The 23,962-nt window shown below is 58.5% G+C and carries 24 protein-coding genes; 10 read left to right on the top strand and 14 right to left on the bottom strand.

The annotated features are described in order from the left end of the window. Positions 1 to 3 precede the first annotated feature (3 nt). From LG297_RS12430 to LG297_RS12385, 10 genes are all read left to right on the top strand, one after another. Positions 4 to 1,638: an AMP-binding protein gene (locus LG297_RS12430; RefSeq protein ID WP_404420679.1), complete on the top strand. Its 1,635-nt coding sequence runs from the start codon at positions 4 to 6 to the stop codon at positions 1,636 to 1,638. Beyond that, the gene (gene kynU / locus LG297_RS12425) at positions 1,635 to 2,828 is read left to right on the top strand and encodes a kynureninase (RefSeq protein WP_404420677.1); all 1,194 of its coding nucleotides are present in this window, start codon (positions 1,635 to 1,637) and stop codon (positions 2,826 to 2,828) included. The genes LG297_RS12430 and kynU overlap by 4 nt, the downstream gene beginning before the upstream one ends. Beyond that, positions 2,825 to 3,694 (top strand): tryptophan 2,3-dioxygenase, encoded by an 870-nt coding sequence (gene kynA, locus LG297_RS12420; protein WP_404420675.1) that lies wholly within the window; start codon positions 2,825 to 2,827, stop codon positions 3,692 to 3,694. The genes kynU and kynA overlap by 4 nt, the downstream gene beginning before the upstream one ends. A 138-nt stretch (positions 3,695 to 3,832) precedes the next feature. Continuing rightward, positions 3,833 to 4,972, top strand: coding sequence for an ABC transporter substrate-binding protein (locus LG297_RS12415; RefSeq protein ID WP_097053467.1), 1,140 nt, complete (start codon positions 3,833 to 3,835; stop codon positions 4,970 to 4,972). A 95-nt stretch (positions 4,973 to 5,067) separates the two neighbouring features. Beyond that, positions 5,068 to 5,985, top strand: coding sequence for a branched-chain amino acid ABC transporter permease (locus LG297_RS12410; RefSeq protein ID WP_404420673.1), 918 nt, complete (start codon positions 5,068 to 5,070; stop codon positions 5,983 to 5,985). Between the two features lies 1 nt (position 5,986). Further along, positions 5,987 to 6,973 (top strand): branched-chain amino acid ABC transporter permease, encoded by a 987-nt coding sequence (locus tag LG297_RS12405; RefSeq protein WP_404420671.1) that lies wholly within the window; start codon positions 5,987 to 5,989, stop codon positions 6,971 to 6,973. Next, positions 6,966 to 7,715 (top strand): ABC transporter ATP-binding protein, encoded by a 750-nt coding sequence (locus LG297_RS12400; protein WP_404420669.1) that lies wholly within the window; start codon positions 6,966 to 6,968, stop codon positions 7,713 to 7,715. The genes LG297_RS12405 and LG297_RS12400 overlap by 8 nt, the downstream gene beginning before the upstream one ends. A 2-nt stretch (positions 7,716 to 7,717) precedes the next feature. Further along, positions 7,718 to 8,407 carry an ABC transporter ATP-binding protein gene (locus tag LG297_RS12395; protein WP_404420667.1) on the top strand — a complete coding sequence of 230 codons (690 nt, stop codon included), beginning with the start codon at positions 7,718 to 7,720 and terminating at the stop codon, positions 8,405 to 8,407. A 1-nt stretch (position 8,408) separates the two neighbouring features. Then, entirely contained in the window at positions 8,409 to 8,840 is a 432-nt protein-coding gene (locus LG297_RS12390; RefSeq protein ID WP_247795289.1) for a thioesterase family protein, read from the top strand. Further along, positions 8,833 to 9,243 carry a RidA family protein gene (locus LG297_RS12385; protein ID WP_404420665.1) on the top strand — a complete coding sequence of 137 codons (411 nt, stop codon included), beginning with the start codon at positions 8,833 to 8,835 and terminating at the stop codon, positions 9,241 to 9,243. Before LG297_RS12390 ends, LG297_RS12385 begins: the two co-directional genes overlap by 8 nt. A gap of 48 nt (positions 9,244 to 9,291) precedes the next feature. On the opposite strand, the gene LG297_RS12380 is transcribed toward LG297_RS12385, so the two are convergent. The 14 genes from LG297_RS12380 to LG297_RS12315 are packed head-to-tail and all read right to left on the bottom strand — an operon-like array spanning position 9,292 to position 23,961. Next, positions 9,292 to 10,536, bottom strand: a complete 1,245-nt coding sequence (locus LG297_RS12380; protein ID WP_404420663.1) for a beta-ketoacyl-ACP synthase — start codon at positions 10,534 to 10,536, stop codon at positions 9,292 to 9,294. Further along, complete coding sequence (fabG, locus tag LG297_RS12375) at positions 10,533 to 11,258, bottom strand: 3-oxoacyl-ACP reductase FabG (RefSeq protein ID WP_404420661.1); 726 nt, start codon at positions 11,256 to 11,258, stop codon at positions 10,533 to 10,535. The genes LG297_RS12380 and fabG overlap by 4 nt, the downstream gene beginning before the upstream one ends. Further along, on the bottom strand, positions 11,255 to 11,743 hold the full coding sequence (locus LG297_RS12370; protein ID WP_404420659.1) for a hypothetical protein: 489 nt from the start codon (positions 11,741 to 11,743) through the stop codon (positions 11,255 to 11,257). The genes fabG and LG297_RS12370 overlap by 4 nt, the downstream gene beginning before the upstream one ends. Beyond that, entirely contained in the window at positions 11,740 to 12,969 is a 1,230-nt protein-coding gene (locus tag LG297_RS12365; RefSeq protein ID WP_404420657.1) for a beta-ketoacyl-[acyl-carrier-protein] synthase family protein, read from the bottom strand. The genes LG297_RS12370 and LG297_RS12365 overlap by 4 nt, the downstream gene beginning before the upstream one ends. After that, a complete protein-coding gene (locus LG297_RS12360) occupies positions 12,966 to 13,631 on the bottom strand; it encodes a DUF3261 domain-containing protein (protein WP_404420655.1) in 666 nt (221 codons plus the stop codon). Before LG297_RS12360 ends, LG297_RS12365 begins: the two co-directional genes overlap by 4 nt. Next, the gene (locus tag LG297_RS12355; RefSeq protein WP_404420653.1) at positions 13,613 to 14,851 is read right to left on the bottom strand and encodes an NAD(P)/FAD-dependent oxidoreductase; all 1,239 of its coding nucleotides are present in this window, start codon (positions 14,849 to 14,851) and stop codon (positions 13,613 to 13,615) included. Before LG297_RS12355 ends, LG297_RS12360 begins: the two co-directional genes overlap by 19 nt. Continuing rightward, the gene (locus LG297_RS12350) at positions 14,851 to 17,172 is read right to left on the bottom strand and encodes an MMPL family transporter (protein WP_404420651.1); all 2,322 of its coding nucleotides are present in this window, start codon (positions 17,170 to 17,172) and stop codon (positions 14,851 to 14,853) included. The genes LG297_RS12355 and LG297_RS12350 overlap by 1 nt, the downstream gene beginning before the upstream one ends. After that, positions 17,172 to 17,807 carry an outer membrane lipoprotein carrier protein LolA gene (locus LG297_RS12345; protein WP_404420649.1) on the bottom strand — a complete coding sequence of 212 codons (636 nt, stop codon included), beginning with the start codon at positions 17,805 to 17,807 and terminating at the stop codon, positions 17,172 to 17,174. The genes LG297_RS12350 and LG297_RS12345 overlap by 1 nt, the downstream gene beginning before the upstream one ends. After that, complete coding sequence (locus LG297_RS12340; protein WP_085645993.1) at positions 17,804 to 18,211, bottom strand: thioesterase family protein; 408 nt, start codon at positions 18,209 to 18,211, stop codon at positions 17,804 to 17,806. The genes LG297_RS12345 and LG297_RS12340 overlap by 4 nt, the downstream gene beginning before the upstream one ends. Continuing rightward, entirely contained in the window at positions 18,208 to 19,770 is a 1,563-nt protein-coding gene (gene hutH, locus LG297_RS12335) for a histidine ammonia-lyase (protein WP_404420646.1), read from the bottom strand. The genes LG297_RS12340 and hutH overlap by 4 nt, the downstream gene beginning before the upstream one ends. Continuing rightward, positions 19,763 to 21,451: a glycosyltransferase family 2 protein gene (locus tag LG297_RS12330; RefSeq protein ID WP_404420644.1), complete on the bottom strand. Its 1,689-nt coding sequence runs from the start codon at positions 21,449 to 21,451 to the stop codon at positions 19,763 to 19,765. Before LG297_RS12330 ends, hutH begins: the two co-directional genes overlap by 8 nt. Further along, complete coding sequence (locus LG297_RS12325) at positions 21,448 to 23,136, bottom strand: AMP-binding protein (protein WP_404420642.1); 1,689 nt, start codon at positions 23,134 to 23,136, stop codon at positions 21,448 to 21,450. The genes LG297_RS12330 and LG297_RS12325 overlap by 4 nt, the downstream gene beginning before the upstream one ends. Further along, positions 23,133 to 23,732 (bottom strand): hypothetical protein, encoded by a 600-nt coding sequence (locus LG297_RS12320; protein ID WP_404420640.1) that lies wholly within the window; start codon positions 23,730 to 23,732, stop codon positions 23,133 to 23,135. Before LG297_RS12320 ends, LG297_RS12325 begins: the two co-directional genes overlap by 4 nt. Next, positions 23,713 to 23,961: an acyl carrier protein gene (locus LG297_RS12315; protein ID WP_404420638.1), complete on the bottom strand. Its 249-nt coding sequence runs from the start codon at positions 23,959 to 23,961 to the stop codon at positions 23,713 to 23,715. Before LG297_RS12315 ends, LG297_RS12320 begins: the two co-directional genes overlap by 20 nt. Position 23,962 lies beyond the last annotated feature (1 nt).

Here is a 23,962-nt window from a genome sequence, read left to right as displayed (position 1 = left end):
ACCATGTCGCACGTTCTGGGTCCAACTGCACATAGCGATACGTTCGCAAGGGACAATCTGCCGCCGGTCGAAAGTTGGCCGGTCTTTAACCTCGAAAAGTTTCAGTATCCCGAATATCTCAATGCCGGGGTCGAGCTGACCGACCGGCTGGTCGAGCAGGGATTTGGTGACAATACCGCATTGATCGGCAATGGCCGCCAGCGGACATACAAGGAATTGTCCGACTGGACCAACCGGATTGCCCATGCGCTGGTCGAGGATTATGGGGTCAAGCCCGGCAACCGCGTTCTGATCCGGTCGGCCAATAATCCGGCGATGGTGGCGTGCTGGTTAGCCGCAACCAAGGCGGGTGCGGTTGTGGTCAATACCATGCCGATGTTGCGGTCGGGCGAGCTTGCCAAGATCGTTGACAAGGCCGAGATCGAATTTGCCCTTTGTGATACGCGGCTGATGGACGAGCTGGTGGCGTGCGCGAAGGACAGCAGGTTTCTTAAAAAGGTGATCGGCTTTGACGGTACGGCCAATCATGACGCGGAGCTTGATCGCATCGCACTGACCAAATCGGTGAAATATGAGGCGGTCAAGACCGGGCGCGATGATGTGGCGTTGCTGGGTTTCACATCCGGCACGACGGGGGAGCCCAAGGCCACCATGCATTTCCATCGTGATCTTCTGATCATTGCCGATGGCTATGCCAAGGAAGTGCTTAACGTGACGCCCGATGACGTGTTTGTCGGCTCGCCGCCGCTTGCCTTTACCTTCGGGCTTGGCGGGCTTGCCGTTTTCCCGCTTCGGTTCGGGGCAACCGCGACGTTGCTTGAAAAGGCATCACCGCCCAACATGATCGAGATTATCGAAACCTATAAGGCAACCGTGTGCTTTACCGCGCCGACGGCATATCGGGCGATGTTATCGGCGATGGAGGACGGGGCGGATTTATCGTCGCTTCGAGCTGCCGTTTCGGCGGGGGAAACATTGCCAGCCCCGGTTTACAAGGCGTGGATGGAAAAGACCGGCAAGCCGATGCTGGACGGGATTGGCGCGACCGAGATGCTGCATATCTTTATTTCCAACCGGTTTGGCGACAGTCATCCGGCCTGCACCGGGCGCCCGGTGACGGGGTATGAGGCGAAAATCGTTGATGACGAGATGAACGAGCTTCCGGTTGGCACGATTGGCAAGCTTGCAGTGCGCGGGCCGACCGGGTGCCGGTATCTGGCCGATGATCGGCAGCGTGGATATGTGCGCGATGGCTGGAACCTGACGGGGGATGCGTTTTTTGTCGATGATGACGGCTATTTCCATTTTGCCGCGCGCAATGACGATATGATCGTTTCGGCGGGGTATAACATTGCCGGGCCGGAGGTCGAGGCGGCGTTGCTTTCGCACCCGGATGTGGCGGAATGTGCGGTGGTGGCCGCCGCCGACGAGGAACGCGGTTATATCGTGCAGGCGCATGTGGTATTGACGCCGAATGCCAATCCGTCACCCGAAATGGCGAAGCTTTTGCAGGACCATGTCAAGGCGACGATTGCACCTTATAAATATCCGCGTTCGATTGTGTTTATCGACGCACTGCCGAAAACCGCGACTGGAAAAATCCAGCGATTCCGCCTGAAACAGGAAATGTCTGCATGATTGACTTTGCCGCCACCAAAGCCTTGTTCCATATCCCTGAGGGGGTGATTTACCTTGACGGTAATTCATTGGGCGCGATGCCGAAAACCGCGGCCGCGCGCGCCAAATCGATGATCAGTGACGAATGGGGCGAGATGCTTATCCGGGGCTGGAACGATGCCGGGTGGATGGAGCAGCCCAAGCGTGTTGGCGATCTGGTCGCGCGTCTGATCGGGGCGGCACCGGGCACGGTGGTGATGGGCGATACATTGTCGATCAAGGTGTATCAGGCGCTTGCCAGCGCGCTTGAAATGAACCCGGATCGCAAGGTGGTGGTATCGGACAATGGCAATTTCCCGACCGACCTTTATATTGCCGACGGGTTGATCAAAAGCCTTGATAAGGGGCATGTCCTTAAGACGCCAAACCCGGAAGATGTCGAGAGCCTGATCAACGAAGACTTGGCGGTTCTGATGCTGACCCATGTCGATTACCGCACCGGGCGGATGTATGACATGAAACGGATCACGAAGATGGCCCATGACGCGGGCGCGATTGTGATCTGGGATCTGGCGCATTCGGCGGGGGCGGTTCCGGTCGACCTTGCGGGATGCGAGGCCGATTTTGCGGTCGGGTGTACTTACAAGTATCTGAATGGTGGCCCCGGTGCGCCGGCATTTATTTATGTGCGGCCCGATCATGCGAAGACCGTGCGCCCGGCGCTTTCGGGGTGGCTTGGCCATGCCGCCCCGTTTGCCTTTGACCTTGAATACAGCCCGGCACCCGATGTTTCGCGGATGCGGGTCGGCACCCCGCCGGTCATTCAGATGACGGTTCTGGAAGAAGCAATGAAGGCGTGGGACGAGGTCGAGATGGCCGACATCCGCAAACGCAGCATTGAGCTTTGCGAACAGTTCATTGCCGGGGTCGAGGCAAGCTGCCCGATGCTGGAACTGGCAAGCCCGCGTGATGCGACCCTGCGCGGATCGCAGGTTTCGTTTAAATTCGCAGATGGCTATGCGGTGATGCAGGCCCTGATCGCGCGTGGCGTGATTGGCGATTTCAGGGCACCCGATATCATCCGGTTCGGCTTTACCCCGCTTTATATCGACAACAACGATGTTGATGGCGCGGTCAGAATTCTGGCCGAGATCATGGAAACGCGCGCCTGGGGCAAGCCGGAATTCCACAAAAGGAATGCGGTGACATGAGCGATAAAGCCAAAAATAACGGCTGCCCGATGAACCAGCCCGATGACCCCGGCACCGAGGGGGCGCGCACCGATTTTTCCGATCAGATGTCGTATGGCGATTATCTGGCGCTTGATGCGGTATTAACCGCTCAGCATCCCTTGACCGATGCGCAGGATGAATTGCTGTTTATCATTCAGCATCAGACATCCGAATTGTGGATGAAGCTTGCGATCCGGGAAATTGCGGCGGCCCGTGATGCGATCCGCGAAGGGCGTCTGCAACCGGCATTCAAGATGCTCGCACGGGTATCGCGCATATTCGAGCAGCTTAACAATGCATGGGACGTTTTGCGGACCATGACGCCGAGCGACTATACGACGTTTCGCGATGCGCTGGGCCCGTCGTCGGGGTTCCAGTCATATCAGTATCGCCAGATTGAATTCATGCTGGGCAATCGTAACCATGCGATGTTGCGCCCGCATGCGCACCGCACCGACATTACCGAAATGCTCAACGCCGAACTGGCAACGCCCAGCCTTTATGACGAGGCGCTGGCCCTTTTGGCGCGCGAGGGGATTGCGGTGCCCGATGCGGTTTTATCGCGTGATGTCAGTGCGCCATACGCGGCACATGATGACGTGATTGCGGCGTGGCATCGGGTTTACAGCGCGCCTGAAAAGCATTGGCCGCTTTATGAGCTGGCCGAGAAGCTGGTGGATTTTGAGGATTATTTCCGGCGTTGGCGGTTCAACCATGTGACCACGGTGGAGCGGGTTATTGGATTTAAACGTGGGACCGGGGGGACCGGCGGGGTGAGCTACCTTAAAAAAATGCTGGAAATTGAACTGTTTCCGGAACTCTGGCGGGTGCGAACCACGCTTTGAGGATGGACGGGCCTGATGGAACACTGCAAAATCAGGGGCAGGCATCAGGTTCACAAAACTGCGACGACAGACGATAGAAAAAGTCGCGGGATCAACGTGTTGCTGAGTAGATAAAAACATATAAACACGGAGGCTTTGATGAAGGGCACTAAGACGACAATTGCAGCTTTGGCTGCGCTTTTGATGGCAGGGGCGGCACAGGCCGAGCCGGTCAAGGTGGGCATGATCACGACCCTTTCGGGGGGCGGTGCGGGGCTTGGCATTGATGCGCGCGATGGTTTCATGCTGGCGGTCAAGCAGGCGAACAACCCGGACCTGACGGTTGTGATCGAGGACGATCAGCAGAAACCCGATATCGCGGTTCAGCTTGCCGATAAAATGATCCAGAGCGAGAAGGTCGATGTTCTGACCGGTATTATCTGGTCGAACCTGGCGATGGCGGTTGTGCCGTCGGCGGTGGCACAGGACAAGTTTTATCTTTCGGTCAATGCCGCACCGTCGCAATTGGCGGGCAAGGGCTGCAACAAGAATTACTTCAGCGTTTCGTACCAGAACGACAATTTGCATGAAGCCGCAGGCGGTTATGCGACCAGTGCCGGTTACGAGAAAACCTTTGTGATGGCCCCGAACTATCCGGCGGGCAAGGATTCTATCGCCGGGTTCAAGCGGTTCTATCTGGGGGATGTATCGGGCGAGGTTTATACCAAACTTGGTCAGACCGACTATGCCGCCGAAATCGCGCAGATCCGTGCATCGGGTGCGGATAGCGTGTTCTTCTTCCTGCCGGGCGGCATGGGCATTGCGTTCATGAAACAGTACGCGCAGTCGGGTGTGGATATTCCGCTGATCGGGCCGGCATTCTCGCTTGATCAGGGTATCCTTGGCGCGATTGGTGATGCGGCAATTGGCATCAAGAACACCGCCAACTGGTCCAAAGACATCGACAACGACACCAACAAGGCGTTTGTCGAGACCTTCCAGGCGGAATATGACCGCCTGCCGTCGATCTATGCATCATACGGGTTTGATACGGCCAACCTGCTGCTGTCGGCGATGGAAAAGGCCGACGTCAATGACAAGGATGCGTTCCGTGACGCGTTGCGGGCGGCTGATTTCAATTCGGTGCGCGGCAAATTCATCTTTGGCCCGAACCAGCACCCGATCCAGGACATTTATGTTCGTGAAGTGGTGAAGGAAGGCGACGTGCTGACCAACAAGATTGTTGGCACCGCATTGACCGATCATGCCGATGCCTATGCGTCGGAATGTGCGATGTAACGACGAAGTCTGTTTCATAGACTGGCAGGTTCGGCGGGCATTGGTGCCCGGTTTCCGGGGCCGATGCCCGCCATCTTGCGACGGAGTTTTCCTTTATGTTTTCTTTATTTCTGGAGCAGCTTCTGAACGGCCTTCAGTCGGGGGTCATGCTGTTTCTGATGGCGTCGGGTCTGACGCTTGTTTTTGGTGTCATGGGGCTGATCAATCTGGCGCACGGGTCGCTTTATATGGTGGGCGCGTTTGCGTGCGCGGCGGTGGCGGCGTGGACGGGGTCGTTCTGGCTTGGCCTTGTCGCCAGCCTGATGGCAGCCGCGCTTGCCGGGGCGCTGGTTGAGATGCTGGTGATCCGCAGGCTTTATAAACGCGATCACCTTGACCAGGTGCTGGCGACATTTGCGCTTATTCTTATTTTTTCCGAAGGCACCCGGTGGATTTTCGGCTCCTTCCCGCTGTTTTTAAATGTTCCCGATATGCTGTCGGGCACGGTTGTTTTGCCCGGCGGGGCGCAATATCCGGTTTTCCGGCTGGCGATTATTGCGGCGGGGCTGGCGGTTGCCGCCGGTCTTTTTGCCCTGATCGGCAAGACGCGGCTTGGCACGCGCATTCGCGCCGGGGAAGCCGACCGTGAAATGATTGCCGCACTGGGGATCAATATCGACCGGCTTTACACGATTGTTTTTGCGCTGGGTGCGGCCCTGGCTGGGTTGGCGGGTGCGTTTGTCGGCACGACGCAATCGGTTCAGGTCGGCATGGGCGAGCCGGTTCTGATCCTTGCATTCGTTGTGATTGTGATTGGCGGGATCGGGTCGATCAAGGGCGCGCTTGTCGGATCGTTACTGGTCGGCTTTACCGACACGATGGGGCGGTTTTTGCTGCCCATCGGGTTCGAGGCATTTTTCGATCCGGCAAGTGCGACGGCGATTGGGTCCGCGCTTGCATCGATGCTGATTTATATCGTTATGGCGCTGGTGCTTTTCCTGCGGCCAAGCGGTTTGTTCGGGACGGAAGCCTGATATGAGCATGAACCGCGAAACCATCCTTAATATTGTTCTGGCCGCGTTGCTGATTGCGGTGCCGGTGATCGCACAGATCACGGGCGAGACGTTTATCATCACCCTTGCGACCAAGGTTGCGATCCTTGGCATGGCGGGGGTCGGGCTTAATATCGCGCTTGGCTTTGGCGGGCTTGTCTCGTTTGGCCATGCGGCATTTTTCGGGATCGGGGGCTATGCCGCCGGTATCCTTGCCAGCCATGCGCTGAATTACGAGCCGATCATGACGGCGCCGTTTGAAATCAACGGCAGCACGCAGATGATTGTCATCTGGATCGTGGCATTGATCGCATCCGCGCTGGTCGCCCTTCTGATCGGGGCGATCACGCTTCGGACCAGCGGGGTTTATTTCATCATGATCACGCTGGCCTTTGCGCAGATGATTTATTATTTCGCGATTTCCTGGCCGGCCTATGGCGGGGAAGACGGGCTTTCGATCTATGTGCGCAACGGCTTTCCGGGCCTGAACACGCTTGATCCGATCAGCTTCTTTGGGCTGTGCGCGGCAATGCTGGGGATTACACTGGCATTTTCGGCGGTGCTGATCCGGTCGCGGTTTGGATTGGCCCTGCACGGGGCGCGGCAAAATGGCCAGCGGATGATGGCGATTGGCATTGCGCCGTTCCGGGTGCGGCTGGTGGCGTTTGTGATTTCGGCGATGATTACCGCATGGGCCGGCGCGCTTTATGCCGATCTGAACCGGTTTGTCAGCCCGTCGATGCTGTCGTGGCATATGTCGGGCGAAATCATGGTGTTTGTCATTCTTGGCGGGGTCGGGCGGCTGTTTGGCCCGGTTGCCGGGGCGGCACTTTACATCATTCTGGAACATCTTCTGGGCGGCATGTTCGAATATTGGCAATTGCCGCTGGGTATTCTGTTGCTGGTGGTGGTGCTGTTTGCACGCGGTGGCCTGATCGGCCTTCTGGCGGGGGAGCGCAAACATGCCTGAAGTCATTCTTTCCCTATCGAATGTCACCAAGCAGTTCGGGGCGTTGCTGGCGAGTGACAATGTGTCGCTGGACCTTTTCCCCGGTGAAATCCATGCCCTGATCGGGCCGAACGGGGCGGGGAAATCCACCCTGATCAAGCAGATCGCAGGCGAGATCAAACCCGATAGCGGCGACATCCGCTTTGCCGGGCGCGATATCAATGATCTGGATGCGGTGGAACGATCCCGCATGGGGTTGGCGCGGACATTTCAGGTGTCATCGCTTATGCCGGAATTTTCGGTGCTTCAGAACGTGGTTCTGGCGCAGCAATCGGTCAGCGGGAAAATCTTCCGGTTTTTCAGGCCGGTGTTAAGCGATGCGTCGTTGATTGAACCGGCGATGGCGCAGCTGGAGCGGGTCGGGCTTGCCGACCGGGCCCAGATGCGGGCGGCCGACATTTCACACGGCGAACGCAGGCAGCTTGAAATGGCGGTGGCGTTAGCACTTAAGCCGCGTGCCTTTTTGCTGGACGAGCCGATGGCGGGCATGGGGCCGGAAGGATCGAAACGCCTGACGGGCTTCCTTGACGGGTTGCGGGCAGAAGCGCCGATCCTTCTGGTCGAACATGATATGGACGCGGTTTTTGCGCTGGCCGACCGGATTTCGGTTCTGGTCTATGGGCGGGTGATTGCGACCGGCACGGTTGACGATATTCGCGGGAATGCGGACGTCAAGCGGGCGTACTTGGGGGAGGAGGCCTGATCATGAGCGTACTTATGGAAGTATCGGGCATCACCGCCTTTTATGGTGCGTCGCAGGCATTGTTCGGCGTGGATCTGATCGTGAACGAGGGCGAGGCGGTTGCACTTATGGGGCGCAACGGCATGGGCAAGACCACGACGATCAAGACCATCTGCCGGATGATGAGTCACCGGGATGGGGAGGTCCGCTTTGCCGATACCGATCTTGCGAAACTGCCATCGCACAAGGCCGCACGCCTTGGCATCGGGCTTGTCCCCGAAGGGCGGCGGTGCTTTGCCCGATTGACCGTGATGGAAAACCTGATGGCAGCCGCACGGGCCGGGGAATGGGATTTTGACCGGGTGGCGGATTTATTCCCACGGCTTGCCGAGCGGCGCGACCAGAAGGCGATGACGCTTTCGGGTGGGGAGCAGCAGATGCTTGCCATTGGTCGGGCATTGATGACCAACCCAAGGCTTCTGATCCTTGACGAAGCGACCGAGGGGCTGGCGCCGGTGGTGCGCCAAGAGATTTGGGCTGCGATCAACCGGTTGAAGCAATCGGGGTTGTCGATCCTTGTCGTTGACAAGTCATTGAAGGAATTATCCGGTGTTGCGGACCGTTATGTGGTCGTCGAAAAGGGCGTTACCGCATGGACGGGGGCGGTGGATGAACTGAGTGACGAGCTTGCCGACCGGTATCTGGGGGTGTGAGATGACGACATTCACCTATGCCCAGAAAGTCCTGTTTCAGCATTGCGACCCGGCGGGGATCGTTTTTTATCCGCGCTATTTCGAAATGATCAATGCGACGGTCGAAGAATGGTTCGAGGATCGCATCGGGTTCAGCTTTGCACAGATGCATGGGGTGGACGAGGTGGCGGTGCCGACCGCCGGGCTTCAGATTGCGTTTAATGCGCCAAGCCGCCTTGGCGAGATGCTTGAATTCCGGCTGGTGCCCAAACGGTTGGGGCGGTCGAGCCTTGATCTTGAAATCACGGCTGTCTGTGGCGACGAGCAACGCCTTTCGATGACAGCGACGCTGGTGTTTACCAGAAGAGGTGCCGGTAAATCGGTGCCGTGGCCCGATGATTTGCGTGCCAAAATCGACAACGAAATCAATGAAATGGTAGAAAAAGATGCATAAAATCATTCAGCCAGACGGATGGAAACCGCCCAAGGGTTACGCAAATGGCGTGCTGGCCGACGGGGTGCCGCTTTATATCGGCGGGCAGATCGGCTGGAACGCTGATCAGGTCTTTGTCGCCAAGGATTTCGTCGGTCAGATGGAACAGGCGTTGCGTAATATCGTCGATGTGCTGGAGGCCGCCGGTGGCGGGCCGGAGCATTTGACGCGGCTGACATGGTATGTGGTCGACAAGAAGGAATATCTTGCGAAACAGCGCGAGGTTGGCGAGGCCTATCGCCGGGTGCTTGGCAAGAATTTCCCGGCGATGACGATGGTTGTCGTCAGTGCGCTTGTCGAAGACGAGGCCTTGATCGAGATCGAGGCGACGGCATCGATCCCGGCGGACAAGAACGCCGCCTGAAACGCAAAACCCCGGCAGATGCCGGGGTTTTTGTTGTGATGGGCAACCCTAGATTTGCCGGAAGATCAGGGACGTGTTGATACCGCCAAAGGCGAAATTGTTGCTCATCATATGTTCGGCCGAAAGGTTTCTGGCGTCGCCAAAGATGTAATCAAGTTCGGCGCAATCGGGATCGACCTGTTCAAGATTGGCGGTGGCGACAAATTTGCCTTCGCGCATCATTTCAAGGCCAAGCCATGCCTCGATGGCACCACATGCGCCGAGGCTATGGCCGAAATGGCCCTTGAGCGTGTGGATCGGAATGGCGCGGTCAAAGACGGCACGGGTCGCCCTGCTTTCGGCAAGGTCGCCATGATCGGTGGCGGTGCCGTGGCCGTTGACGATATCGATATCGGATGGCGACAGCCCGGCACTTTCAAGCGACTGGCGAAGGGCGACTTCCATTTTGTCCGCTGCGGGTTGGGTGATGTGCGCGCCGTCGGAATTGCTGGCGAAGCCGACGATTTCGCCGTAAATCTTGGCCCCGCGGGCCTTGGCGTGTTCATATTCTTCCAGAATAAGCGTTCCGGCCCCTTCGCCGATTACCAGACCATCGCGCCTTGCATCATAGGGACGCGGGGAGAGTTCCGGGGCGTCGTTACTGGTACTGGTGGCAAACAGGGTATCGAATACGGCGACCATGGTGGGGCAGAGTTCCTCCGCCCCGCCGGCGATCATCAGATCCTGCATGCCGAATTTGATTGCCTCATACGCATATCCGATCCCCATGCTGCCCGATGTGCAGGCGGTCGAGGTCGGGATGATGCGCCCGGAAATGCCATAGAGCACGCCGATATTGACGGCAGCGGTGTGGCTCATCATCTGGATGTAGCTGGTGGCGGTGATGGCGTTGCTGTCGCCATGTTCCATCAGGCGGGTGAAACCGAGAACGGGCGGGGTGCTTCCGAAGGATGAGCCATAGGCAATGCCAAGACGCCCACCCTGCAGGATCGCGGTATCGTCACGCAGACCCGCCATTTCCAATGCCTTGTCGGTGGCATCGACCGACATCTGGGCAACACGGCCCATGCTGCGGAGCTGTTTGCGGCTGAATTTGCCCTTGAGCGTGAAATCCTGCACCGGGGCGGCAAGGCGGGTGCGCAGATCATATTTGCCATCCCAGTCATCCATGCGCCGGATGCCGGTTTCACCCGCCGCCATGCGCGATGAAATGGTTTCCCAATTATCACCAAGGGCGGTGATGCCCGCCATGCCGGTGACGACCACGCGGCGGGTGGAGGTGGTGTTGCTCATAGCATGCCCCCATTCACACTGATGACCTGGCGCGTGATGTAGGACGCATCGGGGCTGCACAGAAATGCGATGGTGCCCGCGACTTCATCCGTTGTGCCGTAACGGCGCATCGGGATCATCGCCTTGACCTCGTCCGCGGGCAGGTCGCCGGTCATCTGGGTTTCGATCACGCCGGGGGCGACGGCATTGACGGTGATTTTGCGTTTGGCGAGTTCAAGGGCGAGTGATTTGACCGCCCCGATGATCCCGGCCTTTGATGCCGCATAATTGACCTGCCCGCGATTGCCAGCGATCCCGGCGATGGAGGTGAGCGCAACGATCCGCCCGCCCTTGCGCCGTTGAATGATCGGCATGATCAGCGGTTTGATCACATTGTAAAAGCCATCCAGATTGGTGTGCAGAACCCGATCCCAATCGTCGTCTTCAAGGGCGGGAAACGGTCCATCGCGGGTCAGCCCGGCATTGAGGATCACACCATAGGGCGCGCCATGATCGGCAATGTCGGCCTCGATTGCGGTGCGCGTCGCGTCGCGGTCAGCGATATCGAACCGGATCAGGCGGGCATTGCGGCCAAGGGCAATGATGTCATCACGGACGGCTTCGGCACCGGTTTGATCGGAATGATAATGGACGATGATATCAAAACCGTCCCTTGCAAGACGGCGCGCGGTGGCGGCACCGATCCCCTTGCTGGCACCTGTTACCAGAATGGTTTCTGTCATGGCTTTGTCGTTTCTTGGTTGCTGGTTGGGGTTTCTGCGGTGTCGTCTGGCTGATAGACATTGATGCGGGCGGTCACAAGGGTTTCGTCACCTTTGCGAACCTCGCCGTCAAACACACCCATTTCGCCGTCTTCGAAAATGTTTTTCACATGGACGACAAGCACATCGCCATCGGCAAAGCCATCGCACGCCATGGTCATTTTGCGCGTGCCGAGCAGATAACCGATTTTGGGTGCTGTGCCGGGGGCCGCCGATTGGGCGCGCCAGCCGCTATAGGCGGCGACCGACTGTGCGATATATTCGATCCCGACATAGGCGGGGACGCCGTGCGTGGGGGTGAAGAACAGGCTGTCCTTGGTGATGTGGACCTCTGCCGTCAGGCTTTCGGCGTCGGCATTCAGAACGCGGTCGATCAGAAGCATGGGTGCGGCATGGGGCACCAGTGTTTCGACGGGTGGGAAGGCGGGTTTTACAGACGCATTCATGCGCGGTCCCCCCGGTTCCAGCCCCGGCCAAGAATGACCGAGACGTTGCTGCCGCCAAAGGCAAACGAGTTGCTCATCATTGCCAACCGATCCGCGGGTGGCAATCTGGTGCCCGGCTTGGTCACCAGATTGATATCGGGAATTTCGGGATCAGATGCACCGTCCCAGATATGACGCGGCAGGGGCGCACCATTGGCGGCATCGCAAAGCGATAGCCACAGCATCGCGGCTTCGATGGCGCCCGCAGCACCCAGCGTATGACCGGTCATCGGTTTGGTGGAGCTTGCCGGGACGTTGGCGCCGAGAACATCGCAGACCGCACGTGCCTCCATGCCGTCATTAAGCGGGGTCGCGGTGCCGTGCAGATTGATATAGGCGATGTCGGCGGGGGTGAGGCTGGCGTTTGCCAGCGCGTTTTGCATTGCCATGGCGGCCCCCCGGCCATCGGGATGCGGGGCGTTGGGATGATGGGCGTCGGAGCTTTCACCGACCCCCAAAAGTTCAATCGCGCCCGCACCCGGATGCGCATCGCGGCGCAGGATGAAGATCGCGGCCCCTTCGCCGATATTGATGCCGTCGCGATTGATGCTCATGGGGTTGCAGATGCCGTTTGAAACCGATTGCAGGGCATCAAAACCGCGCACGGTCAGGCGGCAGAGGCTATCGGCGCCGCCAACCAGAACCGCATCGCACAGCCCGGCATTGATCAGGCGCGCCCCGGCGGCGAAGGCCTTGGCACTTGATGAACATGCCGTCGAAATTGCGTAAGACGGTCCGCCAAGATCAAAGGCATCGCGCAGGAAATCGGCGGGTGATCCGATTTCCTGATGGCTATACACAAACGTTTCGGGAAAGGCCCCGCCATCAAGGGCGGCTTCGTAATCGCTTGTGCCTTCTTCGATGCCCGATGTGCTGGTGCCCATGATGACACCGATCCGGTCGCGGCCGATATCGGCGATCAGATTGGTGATATCGGTTTCGATCTGCCGGGTTGCGGCCCAAAGCAGGCGGTTGTTGCGGGTATCGTGGCGGGCAAGGGGATCTGGCAGTGGTTCGGGATCATGCGCGACAGTGCCAAGGATCGTGGTGCGATCGGGCAGGAAGCCATCTCGCGCGATCATGTCTGCCGGGCGATTGCCAAACAGGGTCGCGCGGCTTTCATCGATCCCGCTGCCAAGGGCCGATACGATGCCAAGGGCGGAAAGATAGAGCGAACCCGGCGTCATGATGACGGTTCCGTCCGTTTCGATTGGATCGTGATGGCATAGCCGAACCGTTCATTGCGAAGCTTCGCCACACCCTGCCAGACATCGCGGATCGGGCGTTCAATCCGGGCATAGGCGCGGCCACTGTTATCCATGCGAAGCATCCTTTCGCCCATGGTTTCGCGGATCGACATATTGCCCGGCAGGGCATCGCGCACGATATCGAGCGGCCAATAGACCATGACGATATCGGCCAGCATGCGTTTGGCATCAAGCGTTGCGGGCAGCCAGTCTGCGGTTTGGACCGACAGGGCATCGGGCGTCCAGTCGATATCAATCGCGCGACGGCCCAGATCATCGATCATGACGATGCGGGCGTGATCGCGTTCAAGGGACAGGCGGGCCTGAAAGGTGCCGGTTCCGGTTTCGCTGCTGTTGGCGGTTTGCCAGTTTGCCGTGACCTGCTGGGTGACGTCGATGGCGTCATCATTGGTCCATGGCTGTTCGGGCAGGGTGAATTCATAGCCCTCGTCAAGCATCACGGTCTGTGCCGGGGCCGATGTAAAGACATCGGGCAGGGAAAAGTCGGGCATCGACAGATCGGGCATGTTCATTGTTTCACAGGCGCTCAGACCTGTGGCAAGCATGCCAGCGACAAGGGTTTTTACGACGACGGAGCGCATAGATCGTGCAACATCTCAAGATAGCGTTCGGTTTTGGCGACCAGCGGGTTTTCCATATTCCATGCATAACCTGCAAGGATCGATACGACCATACGTTTCAGTTGTGAATCGTCATCGGGCTGATTGAAAATAATCGTCTGTAACCGTCCATCATACCATGCATCGACATAGGATCGGAACGTATCGACCCCCTTTGACAGCGGGGCGGCGAAATCCAGGTTCCAGTCAACAGACTTGCCATTATGACGCGCGATCAAGGCCTTGGCGGCCAGTTCGGCGGAATGCATGGCGATGGTGACACCCGATGAAAAGACCGGATCAAGGAAGCCCGCCGAATTGCCAAGCAGCACATAACCATCGCCAAAAAGTTTTTCCGATTGTGCGCTATATCCGGCGATGGAATTAAGGTCGCGGATCGGTTCGGCATTGGAAAGCAGGCTTCCGAGACGTGTGTCGTTGATCAACTGATTGAAAATGTCCTGATCAGACATGCCGGCAAAGGCCGGATCATTATCGGGATAGATCGCGCCGATGGATGCGGTGCCATCGGAAAACGGGATCAGCCAGTACCAGATTTCATGACGGGTCGGATGCACCGTGATCAGGATTTTTTCGCGGTCATAGCCGGGATCGATGATGTGATCGCGCATGTGGGTAAAAAGTGCGCGGCGTTCAATCGACTTACCGGGGCGGGCAAGGCCGAGCATCCGGGGAAGGACGCGGCCATAGCCGCTGGCATCGACCACGAACCCGGCGCGGAGTTCGCCGGGATTGCCGTTTTCATCGGTGAAGCCAAGGCGGCAATCGCCATCGGAAAGATGTGCCGATGTGACGCGATGGCCAAAGCGGATATCGACCCCGGCGCGGGCGGTTTCGGTTGCCAGAATCTGGTCAAAGCGGGCCCGCTTCACCTGAAACGTGGTGCCCCAGCAATCGGACGGTTCGAAATTTTCGCGGAAATCAATCGACATATATTGGGGGCCGCATTCGAAGACGGCACCGTTTTTGAACTGGAACCCGGCATCGGCGACCGCATCCAGAAGCCCGGCACGTTCAAGCACATTCATGCAATTGGGCAGCAGGCTTTCGCCGATCACGAAGCGCGGGAAAGTTTCGGCTTCGAGCACGGTAACAGCCATGCCGGCATCATGCAGGAATTTGGCAATGACCGATCCGGCAGGCCCGGCACCGATGATGGCGATATCGCAATCGGGTCTCACTATTCTTGTTCCCTTTTATGTCGGGTTTGCGCGTTATAATGTGTTGGTGCGGTCATCCAGAAGGCAAGGAACCATGCCCCGATCAGGCCGATTGCAATCACCGATCCGATATCGCGCACCAGCGGCACGGATGATGTGGCGAGAAGACCAAAGGCCAGCACACTGCTGATCAGCGACAGCAACACCGCAAGGCGCGTGTCGTCATCATGGGTTGCGTTGCGGCTTTCGGCCAGAAACAGCACATAATCCGCCCCGATGGCAAAGACCAGAAACAGCGCCATGGTGGTAAAGAAGCTTTGGGTAATACCAAAGGCATAACCGCCCATCACGGCAAACAGGATCGCCCCGGCGGGGGCGGCAAAAACGCAAGTGCCGGTTTGAAGCCCGTAGCGTAAAACCGCGAGGATGGCGGCAACACAAAGTGCGCCCCCCAAGGCAATCCATGCCCACAGGCGATAGGCGGCAAACTGGTTGCTGATCGCGATGGGTGGGTTGATCAGGGTGACGTTTTGGATATCGGCAAGGGCGTTGCGGATGGCATCGATATCGGTGGCGTTGCGAAGCCGGATGATGTCCGATCTGCTGGAATGCAGGCGGGCGATTTCGGGCAATGTCCTTGCCGCGGTGTCATCGGGGACAAGGTAATCGGCACCCATGTCCGGTGCGGTGACAGTGACCGGCAACTGATCGGACAGGGCCGTGCCAAAGCGATCATAAAGCGCGGTTGTGACCAGATCGCGGTTTTCGGTTTGCCGGGTAATCGAGGGGATCAGATCGGACAGGCCGATCATGCCGCCAAGGCGGTTATCGGCGATCAGTGGTGTCAGGGCATCGCGTACTGCTTCGCCGGTTTCAAGGCGGGCTTGGGGATCATCCCCGTCAATGCGGAGGAAGACGGGGCTGCCGCCAAGGCCAAGGATATCGGCGATTTTACCGGCGTCCGCTATCAGGGCGTCATTGCCGTGACCGAACTGGCGGATATCGTTATTGCCGGGGATCAGGAAGGCCGCAAGGGCAAGGGTGACGATGATGGCGGCACTTGCGATCAGGCGAACGCGGATCGGGGCAAATGTTTTGCCAAGGGCGACTTGCAAGCCATCATGCAGTTTGCGGATCGGCGAGGACGCCCGGACATTGCGGGCCGGGATCAGGGGCAACAGGAACAGCACCGAAGAATAGGCCGCCACCAGACCGGCGACGGAATAAACCGCGATCTGGGAGAGCAATTGGGTGGGGCTGAGCGATAGCGCGCCAAAGCCGATCACGGATGTCAGAAGGCCAAGGCTTAGCCCCGGTCTGATTTTACGTAGCCGGTCCGTGGGTGATCCGGGATTGGAGCGCAGCACAAGGTAATGCAGGGCATAATCAACCGAAATGCCGATCATGGTCGCGCCAAACACCAGCGCAATCGCATGGATCGCCGGAAAGATCGCGACCACGGCGGCAAGGCCTGCCAAAAGGCCGCTGCCGACGACCAGAAGGGCGGCCAGAAGCGGGATGGGGGAGTAGAACACCAGCCCGATCATCACAAGGACGCCGATGGTCGCGATGATGGCGATGCGTTGCACATCGGATTGCGCGCGGGTGGCTTCTGCCACGGCAAAGAATATCTGGCCGGTTTTGGCGGTGCTCAGGCCGGGTGTGGCATCGGTGACGGATTGCAGGGCGGTATTGGCATCTGCGACCCATTTCTGATCGTTGCCAGAGCTTCGCAGATCGGGCGACAGGCTTGTCATGACCGGCAGGTAAAATTGCCCGTCGCGGGTGATCACGTCATTGCCGGTGCCAAGCTTGGCACCAAGGTCGGACAGGAAGGCGGGCAGAAGGGCAAAGGGGTCCTGTTTCAGCGACTGGCTGCTGAGCGTTGTTGCCGGGGAATAGAGGTTCTGGATGGCGCGGCGATAAAGGGTTTCGGCGTCGCCATCTGCCAGTTTTTCGCGATCAGACGGGGATAGCAGGCTGTTGGCGTGCGGGCTATAAAGCGCCATCAGATCGGTGAAGCGATCATTGTTGTGACCGGGCAGGGTGATGCCCTGCGTGCCATCAAGGGCGGCGATCCGGTCCGCGAAATCAGTGGCGGCGGTTTCAAGCGTGTCGCGGTTGGCGTGCGAAAGCATGAAGATCACCTGCCGACCATCATTTGCCAGCAGATGGCGGACGGTGGCGATGTCACTTTGCGGCCCGTTTTGGTCGGCATTTTCCTGCCCGATCAGGGACAGGATATCGGCATCAATCCCGGTATGACCGCCGCGCAATTGCCACGCGGTAAAAACCGCCATCGCGATCAGGCACATGGCCCAGAGGGTTGCGCGCAACGCCATTACTGAGCCGCGCCGGTCAGAAGAGCGGCAAATTCGGGCGGCAGGGGCAGGGTTTGCAATGCCTGATCGGAAAGGGTGATGGCATCATGATCGCCGGTCGGTTTTTCCAGTCGAACGCTTTCGACAAAATCTGTGCCGGTGGCGGTGATTTTGGTGATCTGGCTTTGGATGGTGCTGCCGTCTTTGGGCGTCAGGCTGACTTGCCATGCGTCACTTTCGGTCGTGCCTTTGGCGATGTCAAAACGCTGTTCAAGCGGTTGCCAGTTCCCGGCAAGAACGGCCGAAATCAGTTCGACAAACTGGCGGAACTGATCACCGCGGGCCAACTCATCGCGGTTGCCCTGATCATCGATCCGGGTGATGCCGTGATCATCAAGGATTGTGGTGCCGGGGAAGGGTTGCAACGTGCGCCAGACCAGACCCTTTGTCGGGGACAGAACGAAATCACCGTTCGAGGTGAGCGGTTTTTCAAAGCCGTCAAGATGGCGGTCCATGGTGAAGGAACCGCCGAGATATTGATCCTGATTGATGGTGGAGGGGGCCGGAATATTATCCGCCCGTGCGGTGCCGGTCATGCCTGCGGCCAGCAGGGCGGCGGTTGCGAGGGGGGCGATCAGGCGGCGGATCGGGATCAAACAAGGGCCTCCATCTTTTCGATGAAGAAATCGGGGCTGCGATAGAGCATTTCGCCGCTGGATTTTTCGACCGCGACCTGAATGGTGAAGCCCTTGGTCAGTTTTTCACCGGTTTTGCTGTCGCTGACCAGATAGTCGATTTTAAGCCGGTTTTCATATTCGCGGAGCGTCGCGGTGATCGTGATGTTTTGCCCGAAGGTGCAGGGGCGGACATATTTGACCCGCATATCCACCACCGGCCAGACATAGCCCGACGCATCCATTTGCGGATAATTGTAGTCGATCCGATCCAGAAGCGCGCAGCGGGCATTTTCAAAGAACTGCACGTAATTGCCGTGCCAGACGACATTCATCGGATCAAGGTGATAGAATTGCACCGTTTCGGTGACGGATGCACTGATCATGATGCCAGACCCCCGCCATAAAGCGCCCATTGACGCGATTGAATGCGGTCGATCAGAAGGCGAAGGGTTGCTTCGAGTGGCTCGTCTTCGGCGATAAACGGGATGTCATTGCCAAGCGCATCAAGGAAGGCGGTGATGTCGCTGCCAAGCTGTTCCGGTTTGATGTCACCGTTGTTAAGGCGCAGCGTGATCGCCTGTTTGACGGCAATCAGGTTGGCAGCGGCGACCTGTTCGGTCAGTTGCAGGATGCGCAGGCAATCGCGGGCGGCAATCGTTCCCATGCTGACCTTGTCCTGATTGTGGCATTCGGTCGAACGGGAGAAGACGCTGGCGGGCATGGTGTTTTTCAATGCCTCTGCCGTCCAGGCGGAAACGCCGATCTGCACGGCCTTGAGCCCGTGATTGATCGAGGCGCGGCTGGCATCCGATCCCGACAGGTTCGATGGCAGGCCGTGATTGAACTTGGTATCGACCAGAAGCGCCATCTGCCGGTCCATCAGATCGGCCAGATTGGCGATCAGGGTTTTCATGCCATCGGCGACAAAGGCAACATGGCCGCCATAGAAATGCCCGCCATGCAGGATGGTTTCGCCTTCGACATCGATCAGCGGGTTGTCATTGGCGCTATTAAGTTCGGTTTCAAGCGTTGCGCGGAAGGTCGGCATCATGTCGGCCAGAACGCCGATGACATGCGGTGCACAGCGCAGCGAATAGCGGTCCTGCAACCGGGCGGGGGCATAATTGGTGCCCAGATCGGCAAGGTCGGTTTCGATAAAGGCGGCAATGCGGGCCTGCCCCGGATGGGGTTTGGCGGCAAACAGGCGTTTGTCAAAATGGGCGGGATTGCCGAGCAACCCGATGGAGGCAAGTGCTGTGATGCGTGCGGTCAGGCGGCAAAGGTAATCAGCACGCACGAACGCCTGACACATCATCGCGGTCATGACCGATGTGCCATTCATGATCGCCAGGGCTTCCTTGGGGCGCAGCGTTAACGGCGTTAACCCGGAGGATGCAAGCGCATCAAGGGCGGTCATTTTCCGGCCGCGATACAGCACGTCGCGTTCGCCGATCAGGGCGGCGGCCACATAGGAAAGCGGGGTCAGATCGCCGCTGGCGCCCACCGATCCTTCTTCGGGGATCAGGGGGGTGATGTCATGTTCGAGCAATCCGGCAAGCTGACGCAGAAGATCAAGGCTGACACCGGAATAGCCGGTACAAAGGGATGCGAGGCGGACGGCAAGGACGGCGCGCGCCTGATCGGGGGCCAGAATATCGCCAAGGCCGCAGCCGTGAAACCGGCTGAGATGCAGCGGCAGTTCGGCGACCAGTTCGGGCGGCACGCGGCGCGATACGGAATCGCCATAGCCGGTGGTGACACCATAGATATGGCCGTGATCACGCAATTCCCGATCAAGGAAATCGGCCCCGGCCTGAATGCGCGTGGTGAATTCCGGGTCGGATGACAGGACGGGCAGGGCACGTTGTTCGGCAAGGGCAACGATATCTTCGATGCGCAGGTTTTCCTCGCCAAACAGGACAGTGGTGCGGCTGTTATTCATTGTCGTCCTTTTTATTCGCCCAGAAGTCATAGAAATTGAACCATTGCAGCGGTTTTGTAACAACAAGCTTTTCAAGCCAGCCCGCATATTGTTCGGCATATTCGGTGATTTTGCCGGTACGATTGGCGCGCGGCAGGGTTATTTTATCGGCCAGTTTTTCCCACGCGATTTCAAAGCGTTTCCCATTGCGCCATGCCGCAACCATATAGACCGGGCATTGCAGCAGATGGGCCAGAACAAACGGCCCCTGCGGGAAGGGGGCCGGATCACCCAGAAACGGGACACGTACCGATTTATCGCGGGCACCGATGGCAACGCGGTCGGCGGCAATCACGATCCATTCGCCGCGTTCGACCTTTTCACGCAGCAGCATCGCGGTATCGGGGCCGATATCGGTGACTTCGATCAGATCGACCTGACTTTCGGGGGCGAATTTTTGCAAGACCCGGCCAAAACGGGCGGCGTTTTTTTGATGCAGCAGCACATTGACGCGAAAATCGCGGTCGCGGCTGGCAATCGCACGCACCAGTTCGATATTGCCGAAATGGGATACGAACAGGATGACTGCCTGATCGCGCGGGATATAGGCAAACAGGCTGTCGGCGTGATCGGGCAGGTCCAGATCGTCGATCTTCATTTCGCCCGACCATGCGGCAATTTTATCCAGCGCGCTTTCGCCGAAATTCATGAAATGGCGGAAACTGTCACGCAGGCCCGGTTTGGGTTGATTGGTGATGGCGGCAATCCGGGTCAGGAAATCCTGCGATGCGCGGCGCGCAATCCGCCCTGTGGCAAAGAAATAGGCGATGATCGGAAACATCACCACCATGCAAAGCCTGCGCCCGCCATAGCGATAAACCATGCCAAGGAACCGGATGCCCCAATACATGCCGCGTTCGTCAATTTCCGCCCAGTGGCTTTGATTGCGGTCCGTACCGGTTTTCGGACCGAAACGACCGCCGCGCGCGATGAAGCCGGGCAGGCGGGCCAGCATACCGAAAAACAGGCGGGTATGCATCCATGTGATCAGGACATTGTCCTTCCACATGCGGAAGTTTGAGGTGTTGTTTTCGGGATATGTGACTTCGGTCGGGACATGGCGGACGGGGACACCGCGCCAATACAGGCGCACCATCAGTTCGGTATCGAAATCCATTTTATGGCCGCAGCCTTCTTCGCGCCAGACGGCGAGGCTTTCGGAAACCGGGTACACGCGAAAGCCGCACATGCTGTCGCGGATGTGGGTGGATAATGTTTCGATCCAGACCCATACATGGGATACCCAGCGCCCGATGCGGCGTTTTTGCGGGATGCTGTCATCATAGACCGGCAGCCCGGTGATGAGGGCGGCGGGATCTTCGCGGGCGATGCGGATCATTTCGGCAATGCGGTCAAGATTATGCTGCCCGTCGGCATCGACCTGAATGGCGTGGGTGAAACCGGCGCGTTCGGCCAGGGCAAGACCGGCCATTACCGCAACCCCCTTGCCGCCATTTTCGGGCAGGTGCTGACATGTGACGCCATTTTCGGGATCATGCAGGGCGGCCACAACATCATGCGTTTGCGCGTTCGAGCCGTCATCAATGATGATCACCGGCAGATCATATTCGCGGATGCGCGACACGACGTCAGCCAGGACGTCATGATGGTTATGGGTCGGGATGACGGCACAGATTTTCATGAGGCAGCCTCGCGCCATTTCAGAATACCGGAGCTGTGATCGCCTTCGGCGTCGGAATGATAGCGGAATTTGATTTTCGCACTGTCGCGGTCGCAATCAAGTTCCAGCATCACGGTCGAGCCGGGTTTGATCGGCTTTCGGTATTTCAGTTGTGTCACTTCGCCGATGGTGACCGGGACATCAAAAAGCGTTGCGGCCTGATCCACGGCCCAGTGCAGTTGCACGACACCGGGCAGGATCGGCATGCCGGGGAAATGGCCACGGAAATAAAGCAGATCCGTGGGCAGGCGCAGCGCCAGATTGACGCGGTCATCATCGCGATTTTGTATAACGATTTCAGGCGTTAGAGGTTCCATATCGGCAAAAAGGGCACGCAGCAAATGAAGCGGACGTTTGCCCTGACTGTCGGATGGTAGCTGATCGACAAAGCGCCAGCGTTGCGGCAAGGCTGCGTCGTCTTCGAATTTGGCGATTTCACGCCGGAGTTGGCGGCCCATGCGAAACCGCCCGATATCGGCGAGCATATCGCGGCCGGCAGGCGACAGCACGGCCACCACGCCAAGGCGGCGGTCATTATCATCGGGGATCAGGGCAACGGCGTCTTCGACCAGATGGCTTTGGCGCAGATGGCGTTCAACCGCGCCCAGCGAAATGCGTTTGCCTTCGACCTTGACCACCCGGTCGGCCCGGCCATGCAGGGTGAAGGTGCCGGTTGTGTTATCGATCTTTGCGATGTCTTCGGTCTGATACCAGTCATCGCCCGCGATATGGGCGGCGCGCACGCGCAGGCATCCGGCATCATTCAGACCAATGTCGACACCGGGCAGCGGATGCCACGGGCAGTTGTCGCCGGTCTGCTGGCGATGGGCGATGCCGCCGGTTTCGGTGCTGCCGTAAATTTCGGTCGGGCAGGTGCCGAGCATGGCAGTGGTTTCGGTCGCGGCGGCAAGGTCAAGCGGGCCACCCGATGAAAAGATCAGGGATGGGCGCGGCACACCGGCCAGATCGGGATGCAGGTTTTTGAGGTGCGCGGGGCTTGTGATCAGGACATCGCCGGTATTGATATCGCCCTGCATCATTTCCCAATAGGGGGCGGGATCGGCAGTAAAGACACGGCCTGTCATCACCGGCCAGACGATGCGGAAAATCAGGCCATAGATATGCTGATGGGATACCAGCCCGACAATGCGCGCGCCCGGCGGGATGTGCGGTTGCCAAAGCGGTTCCTGTATGGCGATCTCGGCTTCGATCAGGGCCAGTGTTTTAGGGATCGGTTTGGCATCCCCGGTCGAGCCGGAGGTAAAGAACACCGCGCGGCAATCGGATGCGGCGGGCAGCGTCATGTTGCAGCAGGTGTTTGCGGCGGTTGCGGTGGCAAGTCTTTCGAGGATCGCGGCATCATCCAGATAAAGATCGAACTGATCGACAATGCCATCAAGGTAGGCCGGACGGTCGGTTGCCGGGAAAATTACGGTCGCACCCGCACGCCATGCCGCGGTGATCGCCATCAGGAACAGACGGGCCGACTGGCAATGAATGGCGATGCGCGAAGATGCGGACAGGGTGGGGCAAAGGCGGTCGATATCGGCACGCAGATCGCCAACGCGAAATACCCGGTCGCCTTCGATGCAAAGGGCGGTGGCGGCGTTTTGCGGATCATGCAGGTTTTCGATAAAGCCGGTCATGGGGATTCCGTGCCGTTTGCGGTTTTGCGGTCATGGCGGGCACGGAGCATGCGCCGGACCGGCCATTCGCCAATGAACAATAGGCCCATCAGGATGTAGGAAATAAGGCCGTTATACAGCGTCCAGATTTCCATATTGGCATAAAGCGCCGTCCAGCCCGCAATCAGCGCATTGGTGACAAAGAACCCGATCCAGATTTTGGTCAGTTTGCGGGTATAGGCAATCGAGTAATCGTCAAGATCGGGCATCCTCATCCGGGCAAGGCGTTCGACCATCGGTTTGTCGGTAAAGAGCGTGACGGTAAAGACCGATCCCATCGTCAGGCTGACGATTACCGGATAGAAACGGATGGCGAGAAGTTCGCTTGCAACGCCGCCGATGGTAACGATGCCTGCGACCAGAACCGCAAGACCGGCGGCGGCATAACGTTTTGCGAAAACAAATGTCACGGCGCGCAAAAGCACGATGATCAGAAGGCCGATCAGGATGATCTGCGGGGAAAAGACGGACAGGCCGAAATAAACCAGAACCGGATAGGTGACACCCAGTACGGCAAGCAGGATGGTCGCGAACCGTTTAGGAGCTGACCAGGTCATGGATCTTCTCGACGACGTCATCGACGGTGCGGACAGACCGGAATTCCATGGCCGGGATTTTCTTGCCGGTGATTTCCTGGAATTTGACGATCAGGTCGACGGCATCGATGCTGTCGAGGTCAAGGTCTTCGAACAGGCGGGCATCAGGGGTGATATCTTCGGCCGGGACTTCGAAAAGTTCGACAAGGTAATCGTGAAGCTGCTGATAAACGTCCTGGCGACTGTGCATG

Origin of the sequence: Thalassospira australica (genome assembly GCF_044790785.1) — a bacterium.
Lineage (GTDB): Bacteria > Pseudomonadota > Alphaproteobacteria > Rhodospirillales > Thalassospiraceae > Thalassospira > Thalassospira australica_A.
Note: the sequence above shows the minus strand (reverse complement) of the source record. Positions and strands in the feature narration are given on the sequence as shown.